This window comes from Citrobacter sp. Cm046 (genome assembly GCF_030333065.1).
Lineage (GTDB): Bacteria > Pseudomonadota > Gammaproteobacteria > Enterobacterales > Enterobacteriaceae > Citrobacter > Citrobacter murliniae.
The window spans coordinates 211917-234533 of record NZ_JAOWGP010000040.1; the positions used below are offsets into that span (position 1 = coordinate 211917).

The 22617-nt window shown below is 51.7% G+C and carries 19 protein-coding genes; 10 read left to right on the top strand and 9 right to left on the bottom strand.

Annotation, left to right across the window (positions count from 1 at the left end; all coding sequences use genetic code 11):
- Position 1 precedes the first annotated feature (1 nt).
- Positions 2 to 409: a hypothetical protein gene (locus tag OGX98_RS13065; RefSeq protein ID WP_048220547.1), complete on the top strand. Its 408-nt coding sequence runs from the start codon at positions 2 to 4 to the stop codon at positions 407 to 409.
- 79 nt (positions 410 to 488) lie between these two features.
- Here the strand turns inward: OGX98_RS13065 and exbD are convergent, their stop codons facing one another.
- Both exbD and exbB read right to left on the bottom strand, forming a co-directional pair.
- Entirely contained in the window at positions 489 to 914 is a 426-nt protein-coding gene (gene exbD, locus OGX98_RS13070; RefSeq protein ID WP_045447545.1) for a TonB system transport protein ExbD, read from the bottom strand.
- A 6-nt stretch (positions 915 to 920) separates the two neighbouring features.
- The gene (gene exbB / locus OGX98_RS13075) at positions 921 to 1655 is read right to left on the bottom strand and encodes a tol-pal system-associated acyl-CoA thioesterase (RefSeq protein ID WP_045447548.1); all 735 of its coding nucleotides are present in this window, start codon (positions 1653 to 1655) and stop codon (positions 921 to 923) included.
- Between the two features lie 250 nt (positions 1656 to 1905).
- Between exbB and metC the strand changes: the two genes are divergently transcribed.
- Together metC and yghB are read left to right on the top strand one after the other, a co-directional pair.
- Complete coding sequence (gene metC, locus OGX98_RS13080) at positions 1906 to 3093, top strand: cystathionine beta-lyase (protein WP_048220546.1); 1188 nt, start codon at positions 1906 to 1908, stop codon at positions 3091 to 3093.
- A 131-nt stretch (positions 3094 to 3224) separates the two neighbouring features.
- On the top strand, positions 3225 to 3884 hold the full coding sequence (gene yghB / locus OGX98_RS13085; protein WP_045447552.1) for a DedA family general envelope maintenance protein YghB: 660 nt from the start codon (positions 3225 to 3227) through the stop codon (positions 3882 to 3884).
- A gap of 60 nt (positions 3885 to 3944) precedes the next feature.
- Here yghB and OGX98_RS13090 read toward each other — a convergent pair whose 3' ends face one another.
- Complete coding sequence (locus OGX98_RS13090; RefSeq protein ID WP_045447565.1) at positions 3945 to 4844, bottom strand: AraC family transcriptional regulator; 900 nt, start codon at positions 4842 to 4844, stop codon at positions 3945 to 3947.
- Between the two features lie 193 nt (positions 4845 to 5037).
- Here OGX98_RS13090 and yqhD point away from each other — a divergent pair, with 193 nt between their 5' ends.
- The 3 genes from yqhD to OGX98_RS13105 all read left to right on the top strand — a co-directional run bounded on the left by yqhD (position 5038) and on the right by OGX98_RS13105 (position 8898).
- Positions 5038 to 6201, top strand: coding sequence for an alcohol dehydrogenase (gene yqhD, locus OGX98_RS13095; protein WP_045447568.1), 1164 nt, complete (start codon positions 5038 to 5040; stop codon positions 6199 to 6201).
- A 225-nt stretch (positions 6202 to 6426) separates the two neighbouring features.
- Positions 6427 to 7254 carry a 2,5-didehydrogluconate reductase DkgA gene (gene dkgA / locus OGX98_RS13100; protein ID WP_045449780.1) on the top strand — a complete coding sequence of 276 codons (828 nt, stop codon included), beginning with the start codon at positions 6427 to 6429 and terminating at the stop codon, positions 7252 to 7254.
- 189 nt (positions 7255 to 7443) lie between these two features.
- Entirely contained in the window at positions 7444 to 8898 is a 1455-nt protein-coding gene (locus OGX98_RS13105; protein ID WP_045447571.1) for a DASS family sodium-coupled anion symporter, read from the top strand.
- 48 nt (positions 8899 to 8946) lie between these two features.
- On the opposite strand, the gene OGX98_RS13110 is transcribed toward OGX98_RS13105, so the two are convergent.
- Positions 8947 to 11118: a YgiQ family radical SAM protein gene (locus OGX98_RS13110; RefSeq protein WP_045447574.1), complete on the bottom strand. Its 2172-nt coding sequence runs from the start codon at positions 11116 to 11118 to the stop codon at positions 8947 to 8949.
- Between the two features lie 199 nt (positions 11119 to 11317).
- Here OGX98_RS13110 and OGX98_RS13115 point away from each other — a divergent pair, with 199 nt between their 5' ends.
- Positions 11318 to 12793 (top strand): TrkH family potassium uptake protein, encoded by a 1476-nt coding sequence (locus tag OGX98_RS13115; protein WP_286595371.1) that lies wholly within the window; start codon positions 11318 to 11320, stop codon positions 12791 to 12793.
- Between the two features lie 16 nt (positions 12794 to 12809).
- On the opposite strand, the gene ftsP is transcribed toward OGX98_RS13115, so the two are convergent.
- The 5 genes from ftsP to OGX98_RS13140 all read right to left on the bottom strand — a co-directional run bounded on the left by ftsP (position 12810) and on the right by OGX98_RS13140 (position 19756).
- Positions 12810 to 14222: a cell division protein FtsP gene (gene ftsP / locus OGX98_RS13120; protein ID WP_045447580.1), complete on the bottom strand. Its 1413-nt coding sequence runs from the start codon at positions 14220 to 14222 to the stop codon at positions 12810 to 12812.
- A gap of 71 nt (positions 14223 to 14293) precedes the next feature.
- The gene (gene plsC, locus OGX98_RS13125; RefSeq protein WP_045447583.1) at positions 14294 to 15031 is read right to left on the bottom strand and encodes a 1-acylglycerol-3-phosphate O-acyltransferase; all 738 of its coding nucleotides are present in this window, start codon (positions 15029 to 15031) and stop codon (positions 14294 to 14296) included.
- A 195-nt stretch (positions 15032 to 15226) separates the two neighbouring features.
- Complete coding sequence (gene parC, locus OGX98_RS13130; RefSeq protein WP_286595372.1) at positions 15227 to 17485, bottom strand: DNA topoisomerase IV subunit A; 2259 nt, start codon at positions 17483 to 17485, stop codon at positions 15227 to 15229.
- A 155-nt stretch (positions 17486 to 17640) separates the two neighbouring features.
- The gene (locus OGX98_RS13135) at positions 17641 to 19248 is read right to left on the bottom strand and encodes an ABC transporter substrate-binding protein (RefSeq protein ID WP_225761453.1); all 1608 of its coding nucleotides are present in this window, start codon (positions 19246 to 19248) and stop codon (positions 17641 to 17643) included.
- A gap of 115 nt (positions 19249 to 19363) precedes the next feature.
- Positions 19364 to 19756 (bottom strand): YgiW/YdeI family stress tolerance OB fold protein, encoded by a 393-nt coding sequence (locus tag OGX98_RS13140; protein WP_045447592.1) that lies wholly within the window; start codon positions 19754 to 19756, stop codon positions 19364 to 19366.
- 151 nt (positions 19757 to 19907) lie between these two features.
- Here OGX98_RS13140 and qseB point away from each other — a divergent pair, with 151 nt between their 5' ends.
- From qseB to OGX98_RS13155, 3 genes are all read left to right on the top strand, one after another.
- Positions 19908 to 20567, top strand: a complete 660-nt coding sequence (gene qseB, locus OGX98_RS13145) for a quorum sensing response regulator transcription factor QseB (protein ID WP_045447595.1) — start codon at positions 19908 to 19910, stop codon at positions 20565 to 20567.
- The gene (gene qseC / locus OGX98_RS13150; RefSeq protein WP_286595373.1) at positions 20564 to 21913 is read left to right on the top strand and encodes a quorum sensing histidine kinase QseC; all 1350 of its coding nucleotides are present in this window, start codon (positions 20564 to 20566) and stop codon (positions 21911 to 21913) included. The genes qseB and qseC overlap by 4 nt, the downstream gene beginning before the upstream one ends.
- A 109-nt stretch (positions 21914 to 22022) precedes the next feature.
- Positions 22023 to 22604 carry an NAD(P)H-dependent oxidoreductase gene (locus tag OGX98_RS13155; RefSeq protein WP_045447601.1) on the top strand — a complete coding sequence of 194 codons (582 nt, stop codon included), beginning with the start codon at positions 22023 to 22025 and terminating at the stop codon, positions 22602 to 22604.
- Positions 22605 to 22617: the final 13 nt, after the last annotated feature.

The window sequence follows — 22617 nt, forward strand, 5'->3', positions numbered from 1 at the left end:
GATGAAAGATGTTGAGGATAATAATGTTTATTTAGCTTTAGATAACCATAAAAGTGATGAGTTTGTCTTAAAGCAAAATCTGGCGGTGTTAATTGCCAATAAGAACGCGACGCTGGAAAGCGTAGCTCAGGATATGGTCTCAATACCCGCAGCGCTGGTACGTATGAAATGGCAAAATCGCCGTGAAATCTATGCCCTGCAGGCTAAAGAAGAGATCTACGGGGCTGCTATTGAAGCCATCATTGCCCGGCAACCAGAGTTGCGCGACAAAATCTTGGCACGCCTGGAAAGCACATATCAACATATACTCGCTCGCGAAACAGCCACATTACGCCTGACACGCAAGCTGTCAGAGGGGAACTACGAAGCGACCAGAATCACTACAGTCGCATTGGACGAAGACAGATAGTCCAAGGTGATAACGGGGGAAGAAAACGCGGAAGTGGAAGGCCGGGTAAGGCTAACAGCATCACCCGGCAACAAAGAGGTTATTTTGCTTTCACAACCTCTTCACCAACCAAACCAATCTTCAGGAACCCTGCCTGGTGCAGCGTATCCATTACTTTCATCATGGTTTCATAGTCGACGGTCTTATCAGCACGGAAGAAGATAGTGGTATCTTTCTTCCCTTCCGTCAGCGCGTTCAGCTCGCTAATCATGGTTTCATCCGTCACCTGCTCGTTACCGATGAACATGGTGTTATCGGCTTTCACTGACAGGTAAACCGGTTTCTCCGGACGCGGTTGCGGCGTACTGGTGGATGCAGGGAGATTCACCTTCACATCCACAGTTGCCAATGGCGCTGCCACCATAAAAATGATCAACAAAACCAACATCACGTCGATAAACGGCGTCACGTTTATTTCGTGCATTTCACCGTTATCGTCCAGGTTTTCATTAAAGCTCATTGCCATGGAACATTATCCTACACGTAATTTCTGCGCAGCACGTACCGGATGAGCAGCAGCACTTGCGCTCAGGTCCAGATCGCGACTTTGCAGCAACAACACCTGTGCCGCGACATCACCCAGCATAGCTTTGTAGCTGCCTATCTGACGTGCGAAGATGTTGTAGATAACAACTGCAGGAATTGCCGCTACCAGACCAATTGCAGTCGCTAGCAGAGCTTCTGCAATACCCGGTGCAACAACGGCCAGGTTAGTCGTTTGAGTTTGAGCAATACCGATGAAGCTATTCATGATGCCCCATACCGTACCGAATAGCCCCACAAATGGAGAAATGGCCCCGATGGTCGCCAGGTATCCATTACCGCGGCCCATCTGACGGCCGACTGCGGCGACACGACGCTCAAGGCGGAATCCGGTACGCTCTTTGATCCCTTCGTTGTCATCACTGCCTTCTGACAGTTCCAGCTCGTTCTGTGCTTCGTTAATTAGCAGTGAGCCCAGGCTTTTGGTATCAAATCCAGCGGCAATCTCACTTGCCTGATCTAAAGAGCGGGCTTCAGCCAGCATTTGCTGTTCACGCTTAAGGCGGCGCTTCTGTGTAAAGAACTCAAGGCTCTTGCTAAAGAAGATAGCCCAGGTGACCACTGATGCCAAAATCAGCCCAATCATCACGCACTTAACCACGATATCGGCGTGCTGATACATACCCCAGACGGAAAGGTCCGTCTGCATCAAATTATTACCCACTCTGTATCTCCAGGACGCAAATCACAAAATCTGAGCGTAATCATATCAAAACGACGTCGAATTGATAGTCGTTCTCATTACTATTTACATAGTGCCGCACCTTTGGTTTCTTTTCCTTGCGCTTACGCAGTAAAAAAGTCACCAGAATCATTTTGAGATTATTTTCTACTTTATGACCGCCGTGCAGGGTGCATGATGCTGGATCCATGCTAGTTTAGACATCCAGACGTATAAAAACAGGTATTAAAACATGGCAGACAAGCATCTTGAGACCAAACTTGTTCAGGCAGGGCGCAGTAAAAAGTACACGCTGGGCTCAGTTAATAGCGTGATCCAGCGCGCTTCTTCGCTGGTGTTTGAGTCCGTTGAGGCAAAAAAACAGGCTACGCACAACCGTGCTAACGGCGCTCTTTTCTATGGTCGTCGCGGAACGCTGACACATTTTTCACTACAGGAAGCAATGTGTGAACTGGAAGGCGGTGCGGGATGTGCCCTTTTCCCATGCGGTGCAGCAGCCGTCGCCAACACAATTCTGGCCTTTGTTGAACAAGGCGACCATGTGCTGATGACGAACACGGCCTATGAACCAAGCCAGGATTTCTGCACCAAAATTCTCGGCAAGCTCGGCGTCACAACCGGCTGGTTCGATCCGCTGGTGGGCGCCGATATTGTGAAACACATCCGGCCGAACACCAAAGTCGTATTTCTGGAGTCACCCGGCTCAGTCACGATGGAGGTGCATGATGTTCCAGCCATCGTTGCCGCGGTCAGAAGCGCTGCACCTGACGCAATCATTATGATCGATAACACCTGGGCTGCCGGAGTACTGTTCAAAGCATTGGATTTTGGTATCGATATCTCGATTCAGGCTGGCACCAAATACCTGATTGGCCATTCCGATGCGATGGTCGGTACGGCGGTGGCAAATTCCCGTTGCTGGGATCAACTGCGCGAGAACGCTTATCTGATGGGACAAATGCTGGATGCAGATACCGCCTATATGACCAGCCGTGGATTACGTACCCTGGGCGTTCGCCTGCGCCAACATCATGAAAGCAGTTTAAAAGTTGCCGAGTGGCTGGCAAGCCATCCGCAGGTTGCCCGCGTAAATCACCCTGCGCTACCGGGCAGCAAAGGCCACGAATTCTGGAAACGTGATTTCACGGGCAGCAGTGGACTGTTCTCATTCGTGTTGAATAAAAAACTGAATAATGAAGAGCTGGCGGCATATCTTGACCACTTTAGCCTGTTCAGCATGGCTTACTCCTGGGGGGGGTTTGAATCACTGATTCTGGCGAATCAACCTGAACACATTGCGGCAATCCGTCCGGAAGGAGAAGTGGACTTCAGCGGGACACTCATTCGTTTACACATCGGTTTAGAGAATGTTGATGATCTGATTGTGGATTTAGCCGCAGGATTTGCCCGAATCGAGTAACATTGCCGCAGATGGACATATATGCAGACACTTCTGGTGGAAAAGTCTGCAATTGTTGCGTCCGGGATCAAGGCATCCCGGACAATTCAGGAGTACAATCCACTCATAAACGCTGTTCCACAGGAAAGTTCATGGTCGTCATTCAAGATATTATCTCCGCGCTCTGGCAACACGATTTTGCCGCGCTGGCAGATCCGCACGTTGTGAGCGTTGTGTACTTTGTAATGTTTGCCACACTGTTTTTAGAAAACGGCCTGCTGCCTGCCTCCTTTTTACCCGGAGACAGCCTGCTGTTGCTGGCAGGGGCACTGATTGCACAGGACGTGATGAGCTTTTTACCCACCATCGCTATTCTGACAGCTGCAGCCAGTCTGGGCTGCTGGTTGAGCTACATTCAGGGACGCTGGCTGGGCAACACGCGCACGGTAAAAGGCTGGCTGGCACAATTACCCGAAAAATATCACCAACGTGCCACCTGTATGTTTGACCAACATGGACTAATGGCGCTGCTCGCCGGGCGTTTCCTGGCGTTTGTTCGCACTTTGCTGCCTACGATGGCGGGAATTTCAGGCCTTCCTAACCGTCGATTCCAGTTTTTTAACTGGCTGAGCGGTCTGCTGTGGGTCAGCGTCGTCACCAGCTTTGGCTATGCGCTCAGCATGATCCCGTTCGTTAAACGCCATGAAGACCAGGTCATGACCTTTTTGATGATCCTGCCGATTGCACTGCTAACCGCAGGTCTGCTGGGAACCTTATTTGTGGTGATTAAAAAAAAATACTGTAGTGCCTGAGTAACAGCCATCGCCATCCGGTACACATTACCGGATGGCGCTTCTGCGACATCCTCAAAATCAACTCCCCTGCATCGTTCGAATTCTTGCCGCATCCTCACCCGGCGTCACACCAAAGTAGCGTTTGAACTCGCGGCTAAACTGCGATGCACTCTCATAGCCTACCCGCATCGCCGCCGCACTGGCTTTCATGCCGTCATGAATTATCATCATCCGCGCTTTATGCAGGCGATAACTCTTCAGATATTGCAGCGGGGAAGTGCTGGTTACCGATTTAAAATTATGATGAAACGCCGATACGCTCATATTGGCCTCTGCCGCCAGTTGCTCGACGTTGAGGTTCTCGGTGTATTTGTTCTCAATCCGCTTCAACACACGGCTTATCAAACTGAAATGCGTCTGGCGGCTGACCAGTGCGAGTAATGCGCCACCACGTGGCCCGGTCAGCACATGGTAAAGGATCTCGCGAATAATCTGTTTCCCCAGGATGCGCGCGTCCAGCGGTCGCTCCATTACATCCAGTAAACGCTCAGCTGCGCAGAGAATCTCGTCCGAAAGCGTGGCAGAGTTGATTCCGCTTGCCGCCATTGAGGGTTGAAACAACTCGTCCTCACCAATATCCATCAGCAACTCCTGCAATTGCAGAATATCAACATTCAGGCGGATACCGGCCAGCGGAACCTCCGGTGTCGCATAAGTTTCACATTCGAAGGGTAAAGGTACTGTCAGTAACAGGTATTCGTTGGCGTCATAACGAAATACACGTTCGTTTATGTAACCGATTTTATGCCCCGAGAAGAGAAATATGATGCCAGGCTGATACATCACTGGCGTACGCTGTCCCGGCTCAGTGCCATACAGTAAGCGCACATCAGGCAGTAGTTCGTTTAATCTATTTTCATTGTTTTTCAGTTTGTTAACTTTATCTGTCAACAGAAGACAGATCTCATCACGGTTCATAGAGCACCATTTCATTATCGGTTTTCGACCTTGATATAGTGCGCATATTTATCCGTTTTCTCCAGCAGTCTGTAGAAATGGGCAAGACATTGGCAGAAATGAGCATTGAGAGGAGCGCTTCTGGCGACCACAATGTTCACCATCAGGCAGACACTCGCCTGCCCTCTTTTTTACCCACATAAGGGAACGAGCAATGAACAACTTTAATCTACATACCCCTACTCGCATTTTGTTCGGTAAAGGCGCTATCGCAGAGCTGCGCGATCAAATCCCTCAGGACGCTCGCGTGTTAATTACCTACGGCGGCGGCAGCGTTAAAAAAACCGGCGTTCTGGCGCAGGTACAAGATGCCCTGAAAGGACTGGACGTACTTGAGTTTGGCGGAATTGAACCAAACCCGTCTTATGAAACCCTGATGAACGCAGTAAAAATTGTGCGTGATGAGAAAGTGACGTTCCTGTTGGCTGTAGGCGGCGGTTCTGTACTGGATGGCACAAAATTCATCGCAGCTGCAGCGCATTACGCTGATGGTATCGACCCATGGCGCATTCTGGAAACCCGCGGTAACGACGTGAAAAGCGCAGTACCAATGGGCTCTGTACTGACGCTACCAGCAACCGGTTCAGAGTCTAACTCCGGGGCCGTGATTTCCCGCAAAACCACCGGCGATAAACTGGCTTTTATGACCCCGTTTGTACAGCCTGTATTTGCCGTACTGGATCCGGTTTACACCTACACCCTGCCGCCGCGTCAGGTCGCTAACGGTGTGGTAGATGCGTTTGTCCACACCGTGGAACAGTACGTGACGTACCCGGTAGACGGGAAAATTCAGGATCGCTTTGCCGAAGGTATTTTGCTTACGCTGGTAGAAGATGGTCCGAAAGCGTTGCAGGAACCAGAAAACTACAACGTACGTGCTAACGTCATGTGGGCGGCAACGCAGGCACTGAATGGTCTGATTGGCGCAGGTGTACCGCAGGACTGGGCAACCCATATGCTGGGTCACGAGTTGACTGCGATGCACGGTCTCGACCACGCTCAAACGCTGGCGATCGTCCTGCCTGCACTGTGGAATGAAAAACGCGATACCAAGCGAGCCAAATTACTGCAGTACGCAGAGCGCATCTGGAATATCACCGAAGGTTCCGATGACCAGCGTATTGATGCTGCCATCGCTGCCACCCGTCGTTTCTTCGAGCAAATGGGTGTACCAACGCGTCTGTCTGACTACGGTCTGGATGGTAGCTCCATCCCGGCGCTGCTGGAAAAACTGGAGGCACACGGTGGTACTAAACTGGGCGAACATCAGGACATTACACTTGACGTCAGTCGCCGGATTTACGAAGCAGCACGCTAAGCTTTTTTCACCTCTGACTTTCGTTTTTGGTCATTTAGTCCAGACTTAAGTCACACAAACCTCACCGGAGCCTGCTCCGGTGAACTCAATTTACACCTAATCATTCATGATGCATCGAGGCGGCAATTGAGAGAATCCCCAGGAGCGTACATAAGTACGTGACTGGGGTAAACGAAAGCAGCCAACAAAGAGGCAGCTTGAAGGATTAAGTGTATGGGGGGAATTATGACTAATCCAACTGTTATCAAGCTACAGGATGGTAACGTAATGCCACAGCTGGGCCTGGGCGTCTGGAAGGCAAGTAATGAGGAAGTAATCTCCGCTATTCATAAAGCGCTGGAAGTGGGTTATCGCTCTATCGATACTGCCGCCGCGTATAAAAATGAAGAAGGTGTTGGGAAAGCGTTACGTAATTCGGGCGTACCCCGGGAAGAGTTGTTCATCACCACCAAACTGTGGAATGACGATCAGAAACGTCCCCGTGAAGCTTTGCTCGAAAGTATGGAGAAACTCCAGCTTGATTACCTTGACCTTTACCTGATGCACTGGCCCGTCCCGGCTATCGACCATTACGTTGAAGCGTGGGAAAACATGATTGACCTGCAAAAACAGGGTCTGATTAAAAGCATCGGCGTGTGCAACTTTCAGATCAACCACCTCCAGCGTCTGATGGATGAAACGGGCGTTTCGCCGGTGATCAACCAGATCGAGCTTCATCCACTGCTGCAACAACGTCAGTTACATTCATGGAATGCGACGCATAAAATCCAGACCGAGTCCTGGAGTCCACTGGCACAAGGTGGGAAAGATGTGTTCGATCAAAAGATTATTCGCGACCTTGCTGAGAAATACGGCAAATCTCCGGCACAAATAGTTATCCGCTGGCATCTGGATAACGGTCTGGTGGTTATCCCGAAATCGGTAACCCCTTCCCGTATCGCAGAGAACTTTGATGTTTGGGACTTCCGCCTGGACAAAGATGAATTAGGCGAAATAGCTAAACTCGATCAGAGTAAACGCCTGGGTCCTGATCCAGACCAATTCGGCGGTTAATTCCCCTCTCCCGCCCGGCATTCTGCTGGGCCTTTTCATTTCATGAAATATCAGGAAACAATAAAACACCTGTTTATATGTGTATTTCCTGCGTTCACAAGCGCAGCATTACCACCAAATAACCACCTAATTATTAATGGTTATTATATTTAAAGAATACACATATCAATTTTTTATAGGTGTCAAACCGTGGCGGAAAACAAATCCCAGGGAGTTAAATGGCTCCCATTGATTCTTATAATATTAATCTCTTCTGGTCTCTGGCAACTCACCCCACCAACAGGGTTAAGTGCCCCAGCCTGGCATTCGGCGATTATATTTGTCGCCACTATCGCCTCTATCGTGGCAAAAGTTCTGCCGATTGGCGCTGTCGGCATTATTGGCATTACCGTTTTTGCACTCGCCTATGCCGCGGGGGATAAAACGGCCAGTGGTGCTATAACTACAGCACTAAGCGAGCTGAACAGTTCGCTTATCTGGCTTATCGTCGTCGCTTTTATGATTGCCCGTGGATTCATCAAAACCGGTCTGGGTCGGCGTATTGCGTTACAGATGATCCGACTGCTCGGTAAACGCACGCTGGGGCTCGCCTACGGTCTGGCTTTTGCCGATCTGATCCTTTCTCCCGCCATGCCAAGTAATACGGCGCGCTGCGGCGGCGTTATCTATCCGATTGCCGATTCTCTGGCACGCAGTTTTAACTCAAACCCGGAAGATGAATCTCGCAGCAAAATCGGTACCTTTCTCATCACTTGTATCGGCAATGTCAACGACGTCACCGCCGCGCTCTTTATGACTGGGTATACCGGTAACCTGCTGGCGGTGAAACTGGCGGCAAACGCAGGAATCACGTTGACATGGGGAAGCTGGTTTATGGCGGCGCTGCTGCCTTGCCTGGTGTCACTGCTGCTGGTTCCGCTGCTGGTGTACTGGCTGGTGCGCCCGGAAATTAAACATACGCCTGATGCCCCTAATCTGGCCCGTAAAGAGCTGGCAGAAATGGGCCACATGTCACGCGGCGAGTGGTTGATGCTGGCGACCGTCGGCGTTCTGCTGGTGTTGTGGATCTTCGGTGATACGTTAGGTGTCGATGCCACTACGGCCTCGTTTGTTGGCCTGTCGATTTTATTACTTAGCGGCGTTCTGAGCTGGGAAGATGTGAAAAGCGAAAAAGGCGCATGGGATACGCTGATTTGGTTCGCCGCGTTGCTGATGATGGCAAACCAGTTGAAAAAACTCGGCTTTACCACCTGGTTTGGTAACCTGATTGGCGATAGCCTTAGCAGCACCATGCACGGTACCAGTTGGGTGATCGTTCTGCTGCTGCTTAACGCCGCCTACTTCTACACCCACTACTTTTTTGCCAGCGGAAACGCGCAGATTGCCGCACTGTATGCCGTATTCCTTGGCGTCGGCCTGCATCTGAATATTCCGGCTGCTCCTACAGCATTAATGTTGGCCTTCACCAGCAGCCTGTACTGTTCTCTCACTCAGTATACTCACGCCCGTGGTCCGATCCTGTTTGGCGCGGGATATGTACCAACGGGAGTCTGGTGGCGAACAGGATTTGTCATCAGCCTGTTTAACCAGGCGGTCTTCTTGACCGTGGGTTTGATGTGGTGGAAGGTGTTGGGTCTGTACTAAGCTGAAGTGAAACTGGCCCGGTAAGCGTTGCGCCACCGGGCTACACATTTAGCGCCCTGCCACTTTCCCGCGTTTTTTATTCGCCGCAGGTGTCTGGCGTTGATGTGCCACTGGCGTATGCTTGGTCAGCGCCGGACGTGTATGTCGGTTCTGGCGACGCGCTTCACGCATCTCTTCCAGCGTAGGAGACGGAACCAAACATTCGCGACGACCACCAATCAGATGCTTTTTACCCATATCTTCCAGCGCCTGACGAATTAACGGCCAGTTGGCTGGATCGTGATAACGCAGCAACGCTTTATGCAGACGACGTTGTTTGTCGCCCTTCGGCACCACCACATCTTCACTCTTATAACCAATTTTACCCAGAGGATTTTTCCCGGTGTAATACATGGTTGTCGAGTTCGCCAGCGGCGATGGGTAGAAGTTCTGCACCTGATCCAGACGGAAACGACGCTGTTTCAGCCACAGCGCCAGATTCACCATATCCTCGTCACGCGTACCCGGGTGCGCGGAGATAAAGTATGGGATCAGGTACTGCTCTTTACCGGCCTGTTTAGAGTAGGTATCGAATAGTTCTTTAAAGCGATCGTAGCTGCCCATGCCCGGCTTCATCATCTTCGACAATGGGCCTTCTTCGGTGTGTTCCGGCGCAATCTTCAAATAGCCCCCCACGTGGTGGGTCGCCAGCTCTTTGATATAGCGCGGATCTTCAACCGCGATGTCATAACGCACACCAGAGGCGATAAGGATCTTTTTAATACCTTTTAAATCACGCGCACGACGATAGAGATTAATGGTCGGCTCGTGGTTGGTATCCATATGCGGGCAGATATCCGGGTAGACGCAAGACAAGCGACGACAGGTCTGTTCCGCGCGCGGCGACTTACAGCGCAGCATATACATGTTGGCCGTTGGGCCGCCAAGATCGGAAATCACACCGGTAAAGCCCGGAACGGTGTCACGAATCGCTTCGATCTCGTTGATGATCGAATCTTCCGAGCGGCTCTGGATGATGCGTCCTTCGTGCTCGGTGATCGAACAGAAAGAACATCCGCCAAAACACCCACGCATAATGTTGATCGAGAAACGGATCATTTCATAAGCCGGGATGCGGCTGTTACCGTACGCCGGATGAGGAACACGTTGATACGGCAGCGCGAAGACGCTATCCATCTCTTCAGTCGACAGCGGGATCGCTGGCGGGTTGATCCAGATGTAGCGATCGCCGTGTTTTTGCATCAGGGCGCGCGCGCAGCCAGGGTTTGTTTCGTGGTGCAGGATTCGTGATGCATGTGCATACAACACTTTATCGCCCTTCACCTTCTCAAAAGACGGCAGCAGCACGTAGGTTTTCTCCCACGGCTTCGGACGTGGCGGCTGAACGGTGACCGCTTTTGCTTCCTGCTTTTTAGGTGCAACAGGCTTGTTATCCGCGCAAGGCAGATCTTCACCATACGGATGTGGGATAGGATCAATTTTCCCCGGCGTATCCAGACGCGTGGAATCCACACCGCTCCAGCCTGGCAGCGCTTCTTTGACCATGATCGCGGTGTTACGCACGTCGCGGATCTGATCAATTGTCTCGCCCATCGCCAGACGGTGCGCCACTTCTACCAGCGGACGTTCGCCGTTGCCAAACATCAGCATATCCGCTTTGGAATCCACCAGCACAGAGCGACGCACGGTATCAGACCAGTAATCATAATGCGCAGTACGGCGCAGGCTGGCTTCAATACCACCGAGGATCACCGGAACATCTTTCCAGGCTTCTTTACAGCGCTGGGTATAAACCAGCGTAGCGCGGTCCGGGCGTTTGCCTGCAACGTTGTCCGGCGTATAGGCATCGTCATGGCGCAGTCGGCGATCGGCGGTATAACGGTTGATCATCGAGTCCATATTGCCGGCGGTCACGCCGAAGAACAGGTTCGGTTTACCCAGACGCATAAAATCGTCTTTGTTGTTCCACTCCGGCTGCGCGATAATCCCGACACGAAATCCCTGGGATTCCAGCATACGACCACAAATGGCCATACCAAAGCTTGGGTGATCGACGTAGGCATCACCGGTAACCAGAATAATGTCGCAGCTATCCCAGCCAAGTTGGTCCATCTCTTCTCGCGACATCGGCAGAAACGGCGCGGGACCAAAACAGGCGGCCCAGTACTGCGGCCAGGAGAAAAGGTCTCTGTCCGGTTGGATCAGGGATATTGCGCTCATAGTGCTTCCAAAAATGGTAAAAAAATAATCAAAGGCCGGGGATTATACGCTGTATGTCCGCAAGAAATGAAGTGGAGTCTGAGCCAGACGGGTAGAAAGCTTTATAAATTGTTAAATTTTACTACACCCATTTTTTTCAATCATAATTAACACCATGCCGACCTGTTGAGATATCTCTTTTTCGGCGGGGGATTTTTCATTGCGACTCAACGATTCACTGCATATTTCCCAGTTACGGGTTGTTGTTCATCTGTGCGGATTTTTGGTTCTTCTGTACAGCTTCTCTATGCTGCCACCGATGGCCATCGCTCTGTTGCATAAAGAGCGGAGCTTTTTCGCTTTTTTCAGTACATTTATGACTTTCTTTACCCTCGGCGGCGGTGCATGGCTGGTAACAAAACATGCCGGTATTCAGCTACGAACCCGGGATGGTTTCGTCATCATCGTTCTCTTCTGGCTGCTTTTTTCATTTATCAGCGCGATGCCGATGTGGATGGACGATGGCTTAAATCTCTCCTTTTCCGATGCCCTGTTTGAAGGGGTCTCCGGCATTACCACTACCGGAGCAACGGTGATTGGCGACGTCAGCGCCTTGCCAAAGTCCTATCTGTACTATCGGGCTCAGCTCAATTTTATTGGCGGCCTGGGGGTTATTGTCCTCGCCGTAGCGGTATTGCCGCTGCTGGGTATCGGGGGTATGAAACTCTATCAGTCTGAAATGCCCGGCCCCTTTAAAGAAGAACGCCTCACGCCAAGACTTGCTGACACTGCACGCACGCTGTGGCTAACCTATTTCATTCTGGGACTTATCTGCACTCTGGCTTACTGGATTGCCGGTATGTCGTTTTTCGACGCTGTATGCCACGGGCTTTCGACGGTCTCCCTTGGCGGATTTTCCACCCGCAGCGAGAGCATCGGCTTTTATAACAGCCATGCTATTGAGCTTGTCGCCGGGCTGTTTTCGCTGTTATCTGCATTTAACTTCACCCTCTGGTACGTCGCTATCGTAAAACGAACCTTCAAGCCATTTCGCCGTAATGCCGAACTGCAATTCTTCTTGATTATTGCGCTGGTTATCACCCTGGTCAGCACCTGGCAGGTCTGGCGAGCGGGCATGTACGGTATATCAGACAGTCTGGTGCACGCCTTTTTTCTGGCCAGCTCCATGTTGACAGATAATGGCCTGTCGACGGCGGATTACGCACAGTGGCCCTCACACACAATTTTCATGCTACTCAGCGCCAGTTTCTTTGGCGGTTGTGTGGGCTCGACCTGCGGGGGAATTAAGGTGCTGCGCTTTCTAATTATGTTCAAGCAGTGTCGTCAGGAGTTACACCAACTCGCGCACCCTCGCGCATTGCTGAATATCAAAGTTGGCAACAACGTGGTTACCGACCGTGTGGTTCGCTCGGTATGGAGCTTCTTTTTTCTTTATGTTTTGTTTACCAGCTTTTTCATCTGGGCACTCAATTTGATGGGCTACGATCTCTTCTCATCTTTCGCCACCGTCGCCGCCTGCATCAATAATATGGGACTGGGATTTGGCGTAACCGCTACAACGTTTGGCACTTTACACGACGAGGCAAAGCTTCTGATGTGCGCAGCTATGATCATGGGGCGCCTGGAGATTTACCCCATTTTGATCCTTTTCTCGCGCATGTTCTGGCGGGCCTAACAGGCCCACCTGCGCATTACGGTGCCGGATTCACCAGCATCTGTCCGATGGAGCCACGATCCGCCATTTCCAGCGTCTGGCTGTTGAAGTAGAACGGGAAATGGGCCCAGGAAGGCTGTCCGTAATAGACCAGCAACTCCACCTGACCATCCACCCAGACGGTATCTTTCCAGCCCCTGTCTTCCGGGAACGGCATTGCGCCATTCACATTACGGACCAGGAAAGAGACGCCTTCAATATGGAACGCCTGCGGCATATCCGCGCGTACTGTCCAGCGCTCCCAGGTTCCCTGCTGAGCGGTGATATCCATGCGGTTTACATCCCACAGTTGACCATTGATACCAGGGTCGTCATCGAGGCTGATATCGCGGCTACGAATCGGCGTTCCACTCAAAATTTCTGTTGGCAAAAGACGCATCGGCAGACTGTCAGTCACCAGCGGTAGCAGGCCTGTGGGTCGCAGCGTTAATACCAGTGTGGAGACCAGAATACTGGAAGGTTCAAAGAATCCCCGGATCCGGTCAACAATACTGGCTGCCTCACCACAGGTGATCGACACTTCGTCACCGTTAGTCATATCCACCAGAATCTCACGCCGCTCGCCAGGCGCCAGCGATAGCTGTTTCACCGACACCGGAGCCGGTAAAAAACCTTGATCGCCGGAAATAACATGCAGTGCGCGCCCGTCGCTCATTTGTAGTTGGTAACGACGAGAGTTAGACGCGTTCAGCAGACGCAAACGTACCCAGCCACGAGACACTTCCACATAAGGACTCTGCGCCCCGTTGACCAATAACGTATCACCGACAAAACCACCACTGCCCGGTTCGCTGTATTCCGGCGTACCAAAGTTATCCAGACGCTTATCCTGAATAATGATCGGAAAATCATCCACGCCATAATGGTTGGGAATAGGCAGTGATTTACTCACTTCATCTTCGACCAGCCACATCCCGGCAAGACCGTTATAGACCTGCTGTGCGGTACGGTTTGGCGTATTGGCGTGATACCACAACGTCGCGGCGCTCTGGCGAATCGGCAGGACCGGCGCCCAGTCCGCATTCGGCGACATCATGCGTGCCGGCCCCCCCATCAGTGGGCCAGGTACCTGCAATCCGGCGATGGTCATCGAGACATTTTCAGTCAGACGGTTGCTGTAGATAAGCTTAACGTCATCCCCTTTCCAGACGCGGATTGTCGGCCCCAGGTAGCGCCCGTTAATTCCCCAGACAGGCGCGCGCGTACCTTGTGTAAAGGACCAGTGAGCGCGTTGCAGGGTCATAAATAACGGCTGTCCCCGGCGGGACTCCAGCAGTGGCGGAACAGGTAGAGGTTGTTGCTGACCGGCAGCATTAGCCTTCAGCGGAACAGCACCTGCACACAGTGCGATTCCCGATGCCTGAATGAACTGACGCCGACTGAGTGACATATAAGCTCCATGTAAAACTGGCTATTAACACGCAGGAAATCACTTCCTGTAAAAAACTCGAATTGCGCGAATCAAACCTTACCGGCAGCTTCCCGCTCGGCAACTTCTTTGTCGAGTTCGGCGATTTTTTGTTCCATCAGCGTACGGCAATGCGCTGCCAGTTCACGAACCTGATCCTTACCAAAATGACTGATATCCACTGGCGGTAACATCTCTACGATCGCCAGACCATTATTCAGCCGGTTAAGTTTAATCTTATTCGAGGTCGTTGAAACACATACCGGGATAACAGGGACGCCAGCAGCAATTGCCGCATGAAACGCGCCAGTTTTAAATGGCAACAGGCCACGGCCACGGCTACGCGTTCCTTCCGGGAACATCCAGATGGAAATACGGCGTTTTTTGAAATGGTTCACCACCGCTGCAATCGTACTGTGCGCTTTCGCACGATTATTTCTGTCAATCAACAGATTACCGGTGAGCCAGTACAGCAGACCGAAGAAAGGGATCCACAGCAGGCTTTTTTTACCAACCGTTACTGTCGGTGGCTGAACAATATTCGCGGCAGTAACCATGTCGTAGTTATTCTGGTGGTTACAAATATAGATGGCATTACCATAGTCCTTCGCGTCCGCTGGCATACGGCACTCAACCTTCAGGCCGTAAAGAGGGGCCAGCCGACCAAACATATGGCCGAACGTCGCGACGTGTTTTGGATTTCGCGGGCTGAAAAGACAGTATATACAACCGAAAATACAGACCAGAATGCAGTAAATAACAGTAATGAATAAACGAAAAATATATAGCATAACAACCTCTAAGGCCTAAGAGCCTGGCATTTTACGTCACCTGATCCAGAACACAGTATCAGGTTAGGGCTTTGTTAAGAGCGGCTCTCTGGAAAAGCGTATTGTTAATCGCAACGCACGAATAAACAACGGTTTCACGGGAATTTTTAACGTTTGCTCTCCCTCCGTAAAAGAAGGGAGAGCCAAACGACAGCGTTATTCTTCGCTGTCGCCGTTGCTGGCACGTCGAGGCGAGTCAATCTCAATACGATCAATGCGCTGCAGACCGCGCATTAGCGTACCGCGACGACCACGCTCGCCGGTTACCTTCTGCAACTCTTCTGGACGCAGTTTAATTTTGCGTTTACCGACGTGAATTGTCAGCGTGCTTTGCGGCGGTAATACATAGAGCAGTGCCAGACCATCTTCACCTTTTGCCGCTTCCGCAGAAGGAATGTTGATTATCTTATTCCCTTTGCCTTTCGACAATTGCGGCAGATCGCTCACCGGGAACATCAACATACGTCCGGCCTGGGTGATCGCCAGCAACATATCGGTTTCATCTTCGATCACTACCGGTGGCATGACATGCGCATTCTCCGGTAACGTAATCAACGCTTTACCCGCACGGTTACGCGCTACCAGGTCATTGAAAGTACAGACGAAGCCGTAGCCAGCATCTGACGCCATTAATAGTTTCTGGTCATCGCCTTCCATCAGCATGTGCTCAACCGTCGCACCTGGCGGCAGCGTGAGTTTACCGGTCAGCGGTTCACCCTGACCACGTGCTGACGGCAGAGTAATCGGATCGATAGCATAGCTTCGCCCGGTCGAGTCAACAAAGACCACCGGTTGGTTGCTCTTACCTTTCACCGCAGCTTTATAGCTGTCACCCGCTTTATAGCTTAATCCCGGCGCATCGATATCGTGCCCTTTCGCGCTACGTACCCAGCCACTCTGAGACAACACAATGGTGACCGGCTCAGACGGCAGCATGTCATGCTCGCTCATTGCTTTGGCTTCTTCGCGCTCCTTCAGAGGGGAACGGCGATCGTCACCATAAGCGTCTGAATCCGCCTGCAACTCTTTCTTCAGCAGGTTACTCATTTTGCGTTCGGAGGCCAGAATGCCCTGCAGCTGATCGCGCTCTTTAGCCAGTTCATCCTGCTCGCCACGGATTTTCATCTCTTCGAGTTTGGCAAGATGGCGCAATTTCAGCTCAAGGATGGCTTCAGCCTGCGTTTCGGAAATACCAAACCGCGACATCAGCTCGGGTTTGGGTTCATCTTCATGACGAATAATTTCAATCACTTCGTCAATGTTGAGGAACGCCACCAGCAAACCTTCGAGGATATGCAGGCGCTTGAGTACTTTTTCCAGACGATAGTTCAGACGACGACGCACCGTGTCGCGACGGAACGCCAGCCACTCGGTCAGGATCTCCAGCAGGTTTTTCACCGCCGGGCGACCGTCGAGACCTATCATGTTCAGGTTGATACGGTAGCTTTTTTCCAGATCGGTGGTAGCAAACAGGTGGTTCATCACCTGCTCCATGTCCACGCGGTTAGAGCGCGGCACAATCACCAAACGGGTCGGATTTTCGTGATCCGATTCATCGCGCAGATCGTCCACCATCGGTAGCTTTTTATTGCGCATCTGGGCAGCGATCTGTTCCAGCACTTTTGCCCCGGAAACCTGGTGCGGTAGCGCAAAGATCACCACCGCGCCGTCTTCTTTCGTCCATACTGCACGCATACGTACAGAGCCGCGCCCGTTTTCATAAATCTTACGAATTTCTGCGCGAGGAGTGATGATTTCCGCTTCGGTCGGATAATCCGGTCCCTGTACGATATCCAGCAGTTGATCCAGCGTCGTTTTCGGCTGTTCAATCAGCGTAATCGCCGCTTTCGCCACTTCACGCAGGTTATGCGGAGGAATGTCCGTAGCCATCCCGACGGCAATCCCGGTGGTGCCGTTAAGCAGAATATTCGGCAAGCGCGCAGGCAGCATCTTCGGCTCCTGCATGGTGCCGTCAAAGTTAGGCACCCAGTCCGACGTCCCCTGACCAAGCTCACCCAGCAGGATTTCCGCGTATTTGGACAGTCGGGATTCGGTATAACGCATCGCCGCGAAGGATTTCGGATCGTCCGGCGCCCCCCAGTTCCCTTGCCCGTCAACCAGCGGATAACGGTAAGAAAACGGTTGTGCCATCAGTACCATGGCTTCATAGCAGGCACTGTCACCATGTGGATGGTATTTACCCAGCACATCACCGACGGTACGCGCGGATTTTTTAAATTTGGCGCTGGCATTCAGCCCCAGTTCGGACATCGCGTAAACGATGCGACGCTGAACGGGTTTCAAACCATCGCCAATAAACGGCAACGCCCTGTCCATGATGACGTACATGGAATAGTTCAGATAGGCGTTTTCCGTGAATTCATGCAGCGCAAGGCGCTCTGCCATATCGCTCATTAATCGTGGTTCCTCAACTGTAAGCCCGAGCAATACCCAGTATCTGTCAGGCAATATTGCCGCAGATACTACCCTATCTGGCGTGTTGAGTCACAAAGTTCAGTGGTTTTACCGCCGCAGATAGCGACGGCAATCGTCTCCTTAGTACTTCGCTCTTAATGCGCCCGGATATAGAGCTCTTTGCTATACACATAGTCTTGGGGATTATGCACAGGAAACCCTCCCACATAGGGTTTAAGTAATTTGATCAACGGCTGATAATAGATAGGAATGATGGGGGCTTGCTGGTTAATAATACCTTCCGCTTGCGCATACAGCTGGTTTCGCTGTGCAGCATCGGGCGTACGAGCCGCCTGCGCCAACAACGCGTCATAGCGCGCATCGCGCCACTGACCGACATTTTCTGCATTGCCTGACTGCAACGTATTCAGGAACGTTGACGCTTCATTATACGTCGCGTCCCACGACTGGCGAGACAACATGAAGTCCCCCTCGCGACGTGCATCCAGATATGTTTTCCACTCCATGGTGCGCAACTTAACATCAGCCCCGAGCCATTTTTTCCACTCTGAGGACAAGGCAATGGCCGTTTTCTCATGCAGGTCGTACTTATTGTAAAACAGCTCAAACGTTAACGGATGCTGCTCGTCAAATCCGGCTTGTTTCAATAACGCTTTCGCTTCGGCAACCCGCTCATTCCACGGTGCCTGAAGATCGGTCAGCACAGGCGGCGTGAAACCGGTAACCTGCGGCGGTGTTAGCGTCGTTGCAGGTGTACGTAATCCAAGGACTTTCTCAGCAATAAGCTGTCGATTGGCCGTTAAGTACAGTGCCCGACGCACCCGGACATCGTTGAACGGCGCTTTGCGGATGTTGAAGTTGTAATACTCGCTGTTCAGGCGAGGGATCACCCGTAGCTCGCCCGGCAGATTCTTTTTTATCGCCGGAATTTGCTGAGTCGGAACCCAGGTGAGATCAACATCGCCGGCACGATAGCGATTGTACCCCGTCACGGCGTTATCTAACGACAGATAGTCGACCTGCTGTAAAACAGTATGTTGCGCATCACGGTAACGAGGATTTTTACGCACAACGATCTTCTCGTTCACCACCCATTTATCCAGCACAAATGCACCATTGGAAACCAGATGTTCAGGCTTACTCCACGCATCACCATATTGCACAATGGTGTGCTGCGGGACGGGAAATAACGTGGGCCACGCCAGCATGGTAGTGAACCACGGTACAGCCTGTTCGAGAGAGACTTCAAGGGTAACATCGTCCACAGCCTTCACCCCCAACGAACTAACGGGGGATTTACCGTCAACAATCGCCTGCGCATTTTTAATATGCGCCGCCGCCAGATATCCGGCAAACGGGCTGAGGGTATGCGGGTCAACCGCTCGCTGCCATCCCGCCACGAAATCCTGTGCAGTCAGCGCCACACCATCTGACCATTGCAGCCCTTTACGCAGGTGAAAAATATAGCGTTTACCGCCATCCAGAACGTCCCAGCGCTGAGCCTGAGCAGGCTGCACTTTCCCTTCACCATCCATCCAGACCAGCCCTTCAAAGAGATCGAGTACAATTTGCGCGGCGGTATTTTCTTCCACTTTTTGCGGATCCAGGGTGCCCGGATCGCTGTGGTTGTTGTAACGAAAAATTTGTTGTGGGGCGAGAGGTGTTCCGTCTGGGATCGTTGCGGCAAAAAGCGAGGGACTGCACATCAGGCTGACCAGCCATAATAATGGATGCGTTTTCATGATTTCTCTGTCGATAAAAATGATACCGCTACTTTACATGTTGTGGCCCTCTACAGGCTGATTTGTATCACATTTAGGACAAAGAAAAGGGCCGCGAATGCGGCCCTGATGCTGATTACTTGGCGACTTTAGTAATCTGTTTCACATCGATTTCGACGGAGTTCCAGTCTTTATCAACTTCCCCCTGGATTTCCACAACATCCTGCGGTGTTACGGTTACGCCATTCCAGCGTTTATGGTCAATATCTACATTCACCGTACCGGTGGCGTCTTTAAACAGGTACAAATCGTCGGAAATACGCTCGACGATATTACCGCGCAGGGTTACCCAGGTATCATCACGCAGGGATTTGGCACTTTCTACCGTCGTGCTGCTGCCGTTCGGACCAACGAACCCACCGCTTTGGCTTTGCGTCGCGGTCGGGCCAGAGAAGCCGCCCTGCTGCGCTGCCAAAACAGGTGCGGAACACAATGCCATCACGGCAACCATTGCAGCTAATTTTTTCATGTTCATGTCTCCCTTTCATGTTGTTTCACGACTATTTAATAAGTTAATCCTTAACAACTTCTTAAGCCAAAAAAAGATTCTTTTTTGCTGTACAGCATCCGCTGCCACAAGGTTTACTGACAGGCAACAGAGTTATCACAGGGAAGAACATATGCGTATTTTACTGATAGAAGATGACACGTTGATTGGCGATGGTCTTAAGACAGGTCTGAGTAAAATGGGTTTCAGTATCGACTGGTTTACTGAAGGTCGTCAGGGTAAAGAAGCGCTCTACAGCGCCCCTTATGATGCTGTGATCCTCGATCTGACGCTGCCGGGTATAGACGGGCGCGATATCCTGCGTGAATGGCGCGCAAAAGGGAAACAGGAGCCGGTACTTATTTTGACGGCCCGCGATGCGCTGGCAGAACGCGTCGAAGGCTTACGCCTGGGCGCGGATGATTATCTGTGCAAACCCTTTGCGCTAATCGAAGTTGCTGCCCGTCTGGAAGCTCTGGTGCGTCGCGCCAGCGGCCAGGCCAGTAGCGAACTGAGTCACGGACAGGTAACGCTTAATCCCGGCGCACTGACCGTCACGCTGACGGGGGAGCCGTTGTCGCTAAAACCAAAAGAGTTCGCGTTGCTGGAACTGCTCATGCGCAACAAAGGTCGGGTACTGCCGCGCAAACTTATTGAAGAGAAACTGTACAACTGGGACGAAAACGTCTCCAGTAATGCGGTTGAAGTACACGTCCATCATTTACGCCGTAAACTCGGCAGCGATTTTATCCGAACGGTGCATGGCATTGGCTACACCCTGGGTGACGCATGAAACTCACACAACGTCTCAGTCTGCGCGTCAGGCTCACACTTATTTTCCTTATCCTGGCCTCGATAACCTGGGCAATCTCCAGCTTTGTCGCCTGGAAACAGACAACGGATAACGTAGACGAACTGTTTGATACACAGCTGATGCTGTTCGCCAAACGGCTAAGTACGCTGGATATCAGCGACGTCACCGCCTCGCGTGATATGGCCCGCACGCCGAAGAAGCTGAAGCACGGTCATATTGATGACGACGCGTTGGCGTTTGCTATCTACTCCACCGACGGAAAAATGGTGCTGCACGATGGCGACAATGGCCAGGATATTCCCTACAGCTACCGCCGGGAAGGGTTTAGTGATGGCCAGCTCAATGGGGACAACGACCGATGGCGCTTTCTGTGGCTGAACTCTGCGGATGGTAAATATCGCATCGTGGTCGGTCAGGAGTGGGAATACCGGGAGGATATGGCACTGGCGATTGTTACCGCACAATTAACCCCGTGGCTTATTGCGCTCCCGCTGATGTTGCTTATTCTGGTGGTCATGCTCAGCCGTGAACTCAGGCCGTTAAAAAAACTGGCGCAGGCCCTGCGCTGGCGTTCCCCTGAATCGCAAGAACCGCTCGATCCTAAAGGCGTGCCAAGCGAAGTGCGACCACTGGTCGAGTCCCTCAACCAGCTATTTACCCGCACACACTCTATGATGGTCCGCGAACGGCGTTTCACCTCCGACGCAGCCCATGAGCTACGCAGCCCATTAACCGCGTTGAAGGTGCAAACTGAAGTGGTGCAACTGTCAGATGATGACCCGCAAACGCGAGAAAAAGCGCTCCTGCAGCTTCACGCAGGCATTGAGCGCGCCACGCGTCTGGTTGATCAGCTGCTGACGCTTTCACGACTCGACTCCCTCGACAATCTGCAGGATGTAGCAGACATCCCACTGGAGGAGTTGTTGCAGTCCGCCGTTATGGACATTTACCACCCGGCTCGGCTGGCTCATATCGACGTGCGTTTGCAGATTAACGCACACAACGTTAAGCGTACCGGTCAGCCACTCTTACTCAGCCTGATGGTACGCAATCTGCTGGATAATGCGATTCGTTATAGTCCCCAGGGTAGCATTGTGGAAGTGACGCTCAATGCCCGATTTTTTAGCGTCAAAGATAACGGTCCAGGCGTGGCAGCGGAAGTCCTGACGCACATTGGTGAGCGTTTCTATCGCCCGCCAGGACAAAGCGTTACTGGTAGCGGTCTGGGTCTGTCGATCGTCCGTCGTATTGCGACTTTACACGGGATGTCAGCCTCGTTTGGCAACGCTCCGGAAGGCGGGTTTGAAGCAAAAATCAGCTGGTAGCAACAATATTATTGCTAATAATGCAAAAGACTTTGCACATTTTGCTAATTTCACCGCGCCACTGGTGGAGGTAAAATCGCCTTCAAACGTATATTCTTGAGGACGAAAAATGAGCAACATTCTGATTATCAACGGTGCGAAAAAATTCGGCCATTCCAATGGTCAACTGAATGACACCCTGACCGAGGTCGCGGACGGCATCCTGCGCGACCTCGGGCATGATGTTAAAGTTGTACGCGCTGACAGCGATTATGACGTACAAACAGAAGTGCAGAACTTCGTCTGGGCAGATGCGGTTATCTGGCAAATGCCGGGCTGGTGGATGGGTGCTCCATGGACGGTGAAAAAATACATCGATGATGTTTTCACTGCAGGACACGGTACGCTGTATGCAAGCGATGGTCGCACACGTTCAGATGCTTCTAAAAAGTACGGTTCTGGTGGATTGATTCAGGGAAAAAAATACATGCTGTCCCTGACCTGGAACGCGCCAATGGAAGCTTTCACTGAAAAAGACCAGTTCTTCCATGGCGTTGGCGTTGATGGCGTGTATTTGCCGTTCCATAAAGCAAACCAGTTCCTGGGAATGGAATCGCTGCCGACGTTTATCACCAATGATGTGATTAAAATGCCGGATGTCCCGCGTTATATCGCAGAATATCGCAAGCATCTGACCGAGATTTTTGGTTAACTAGTTATTCAAA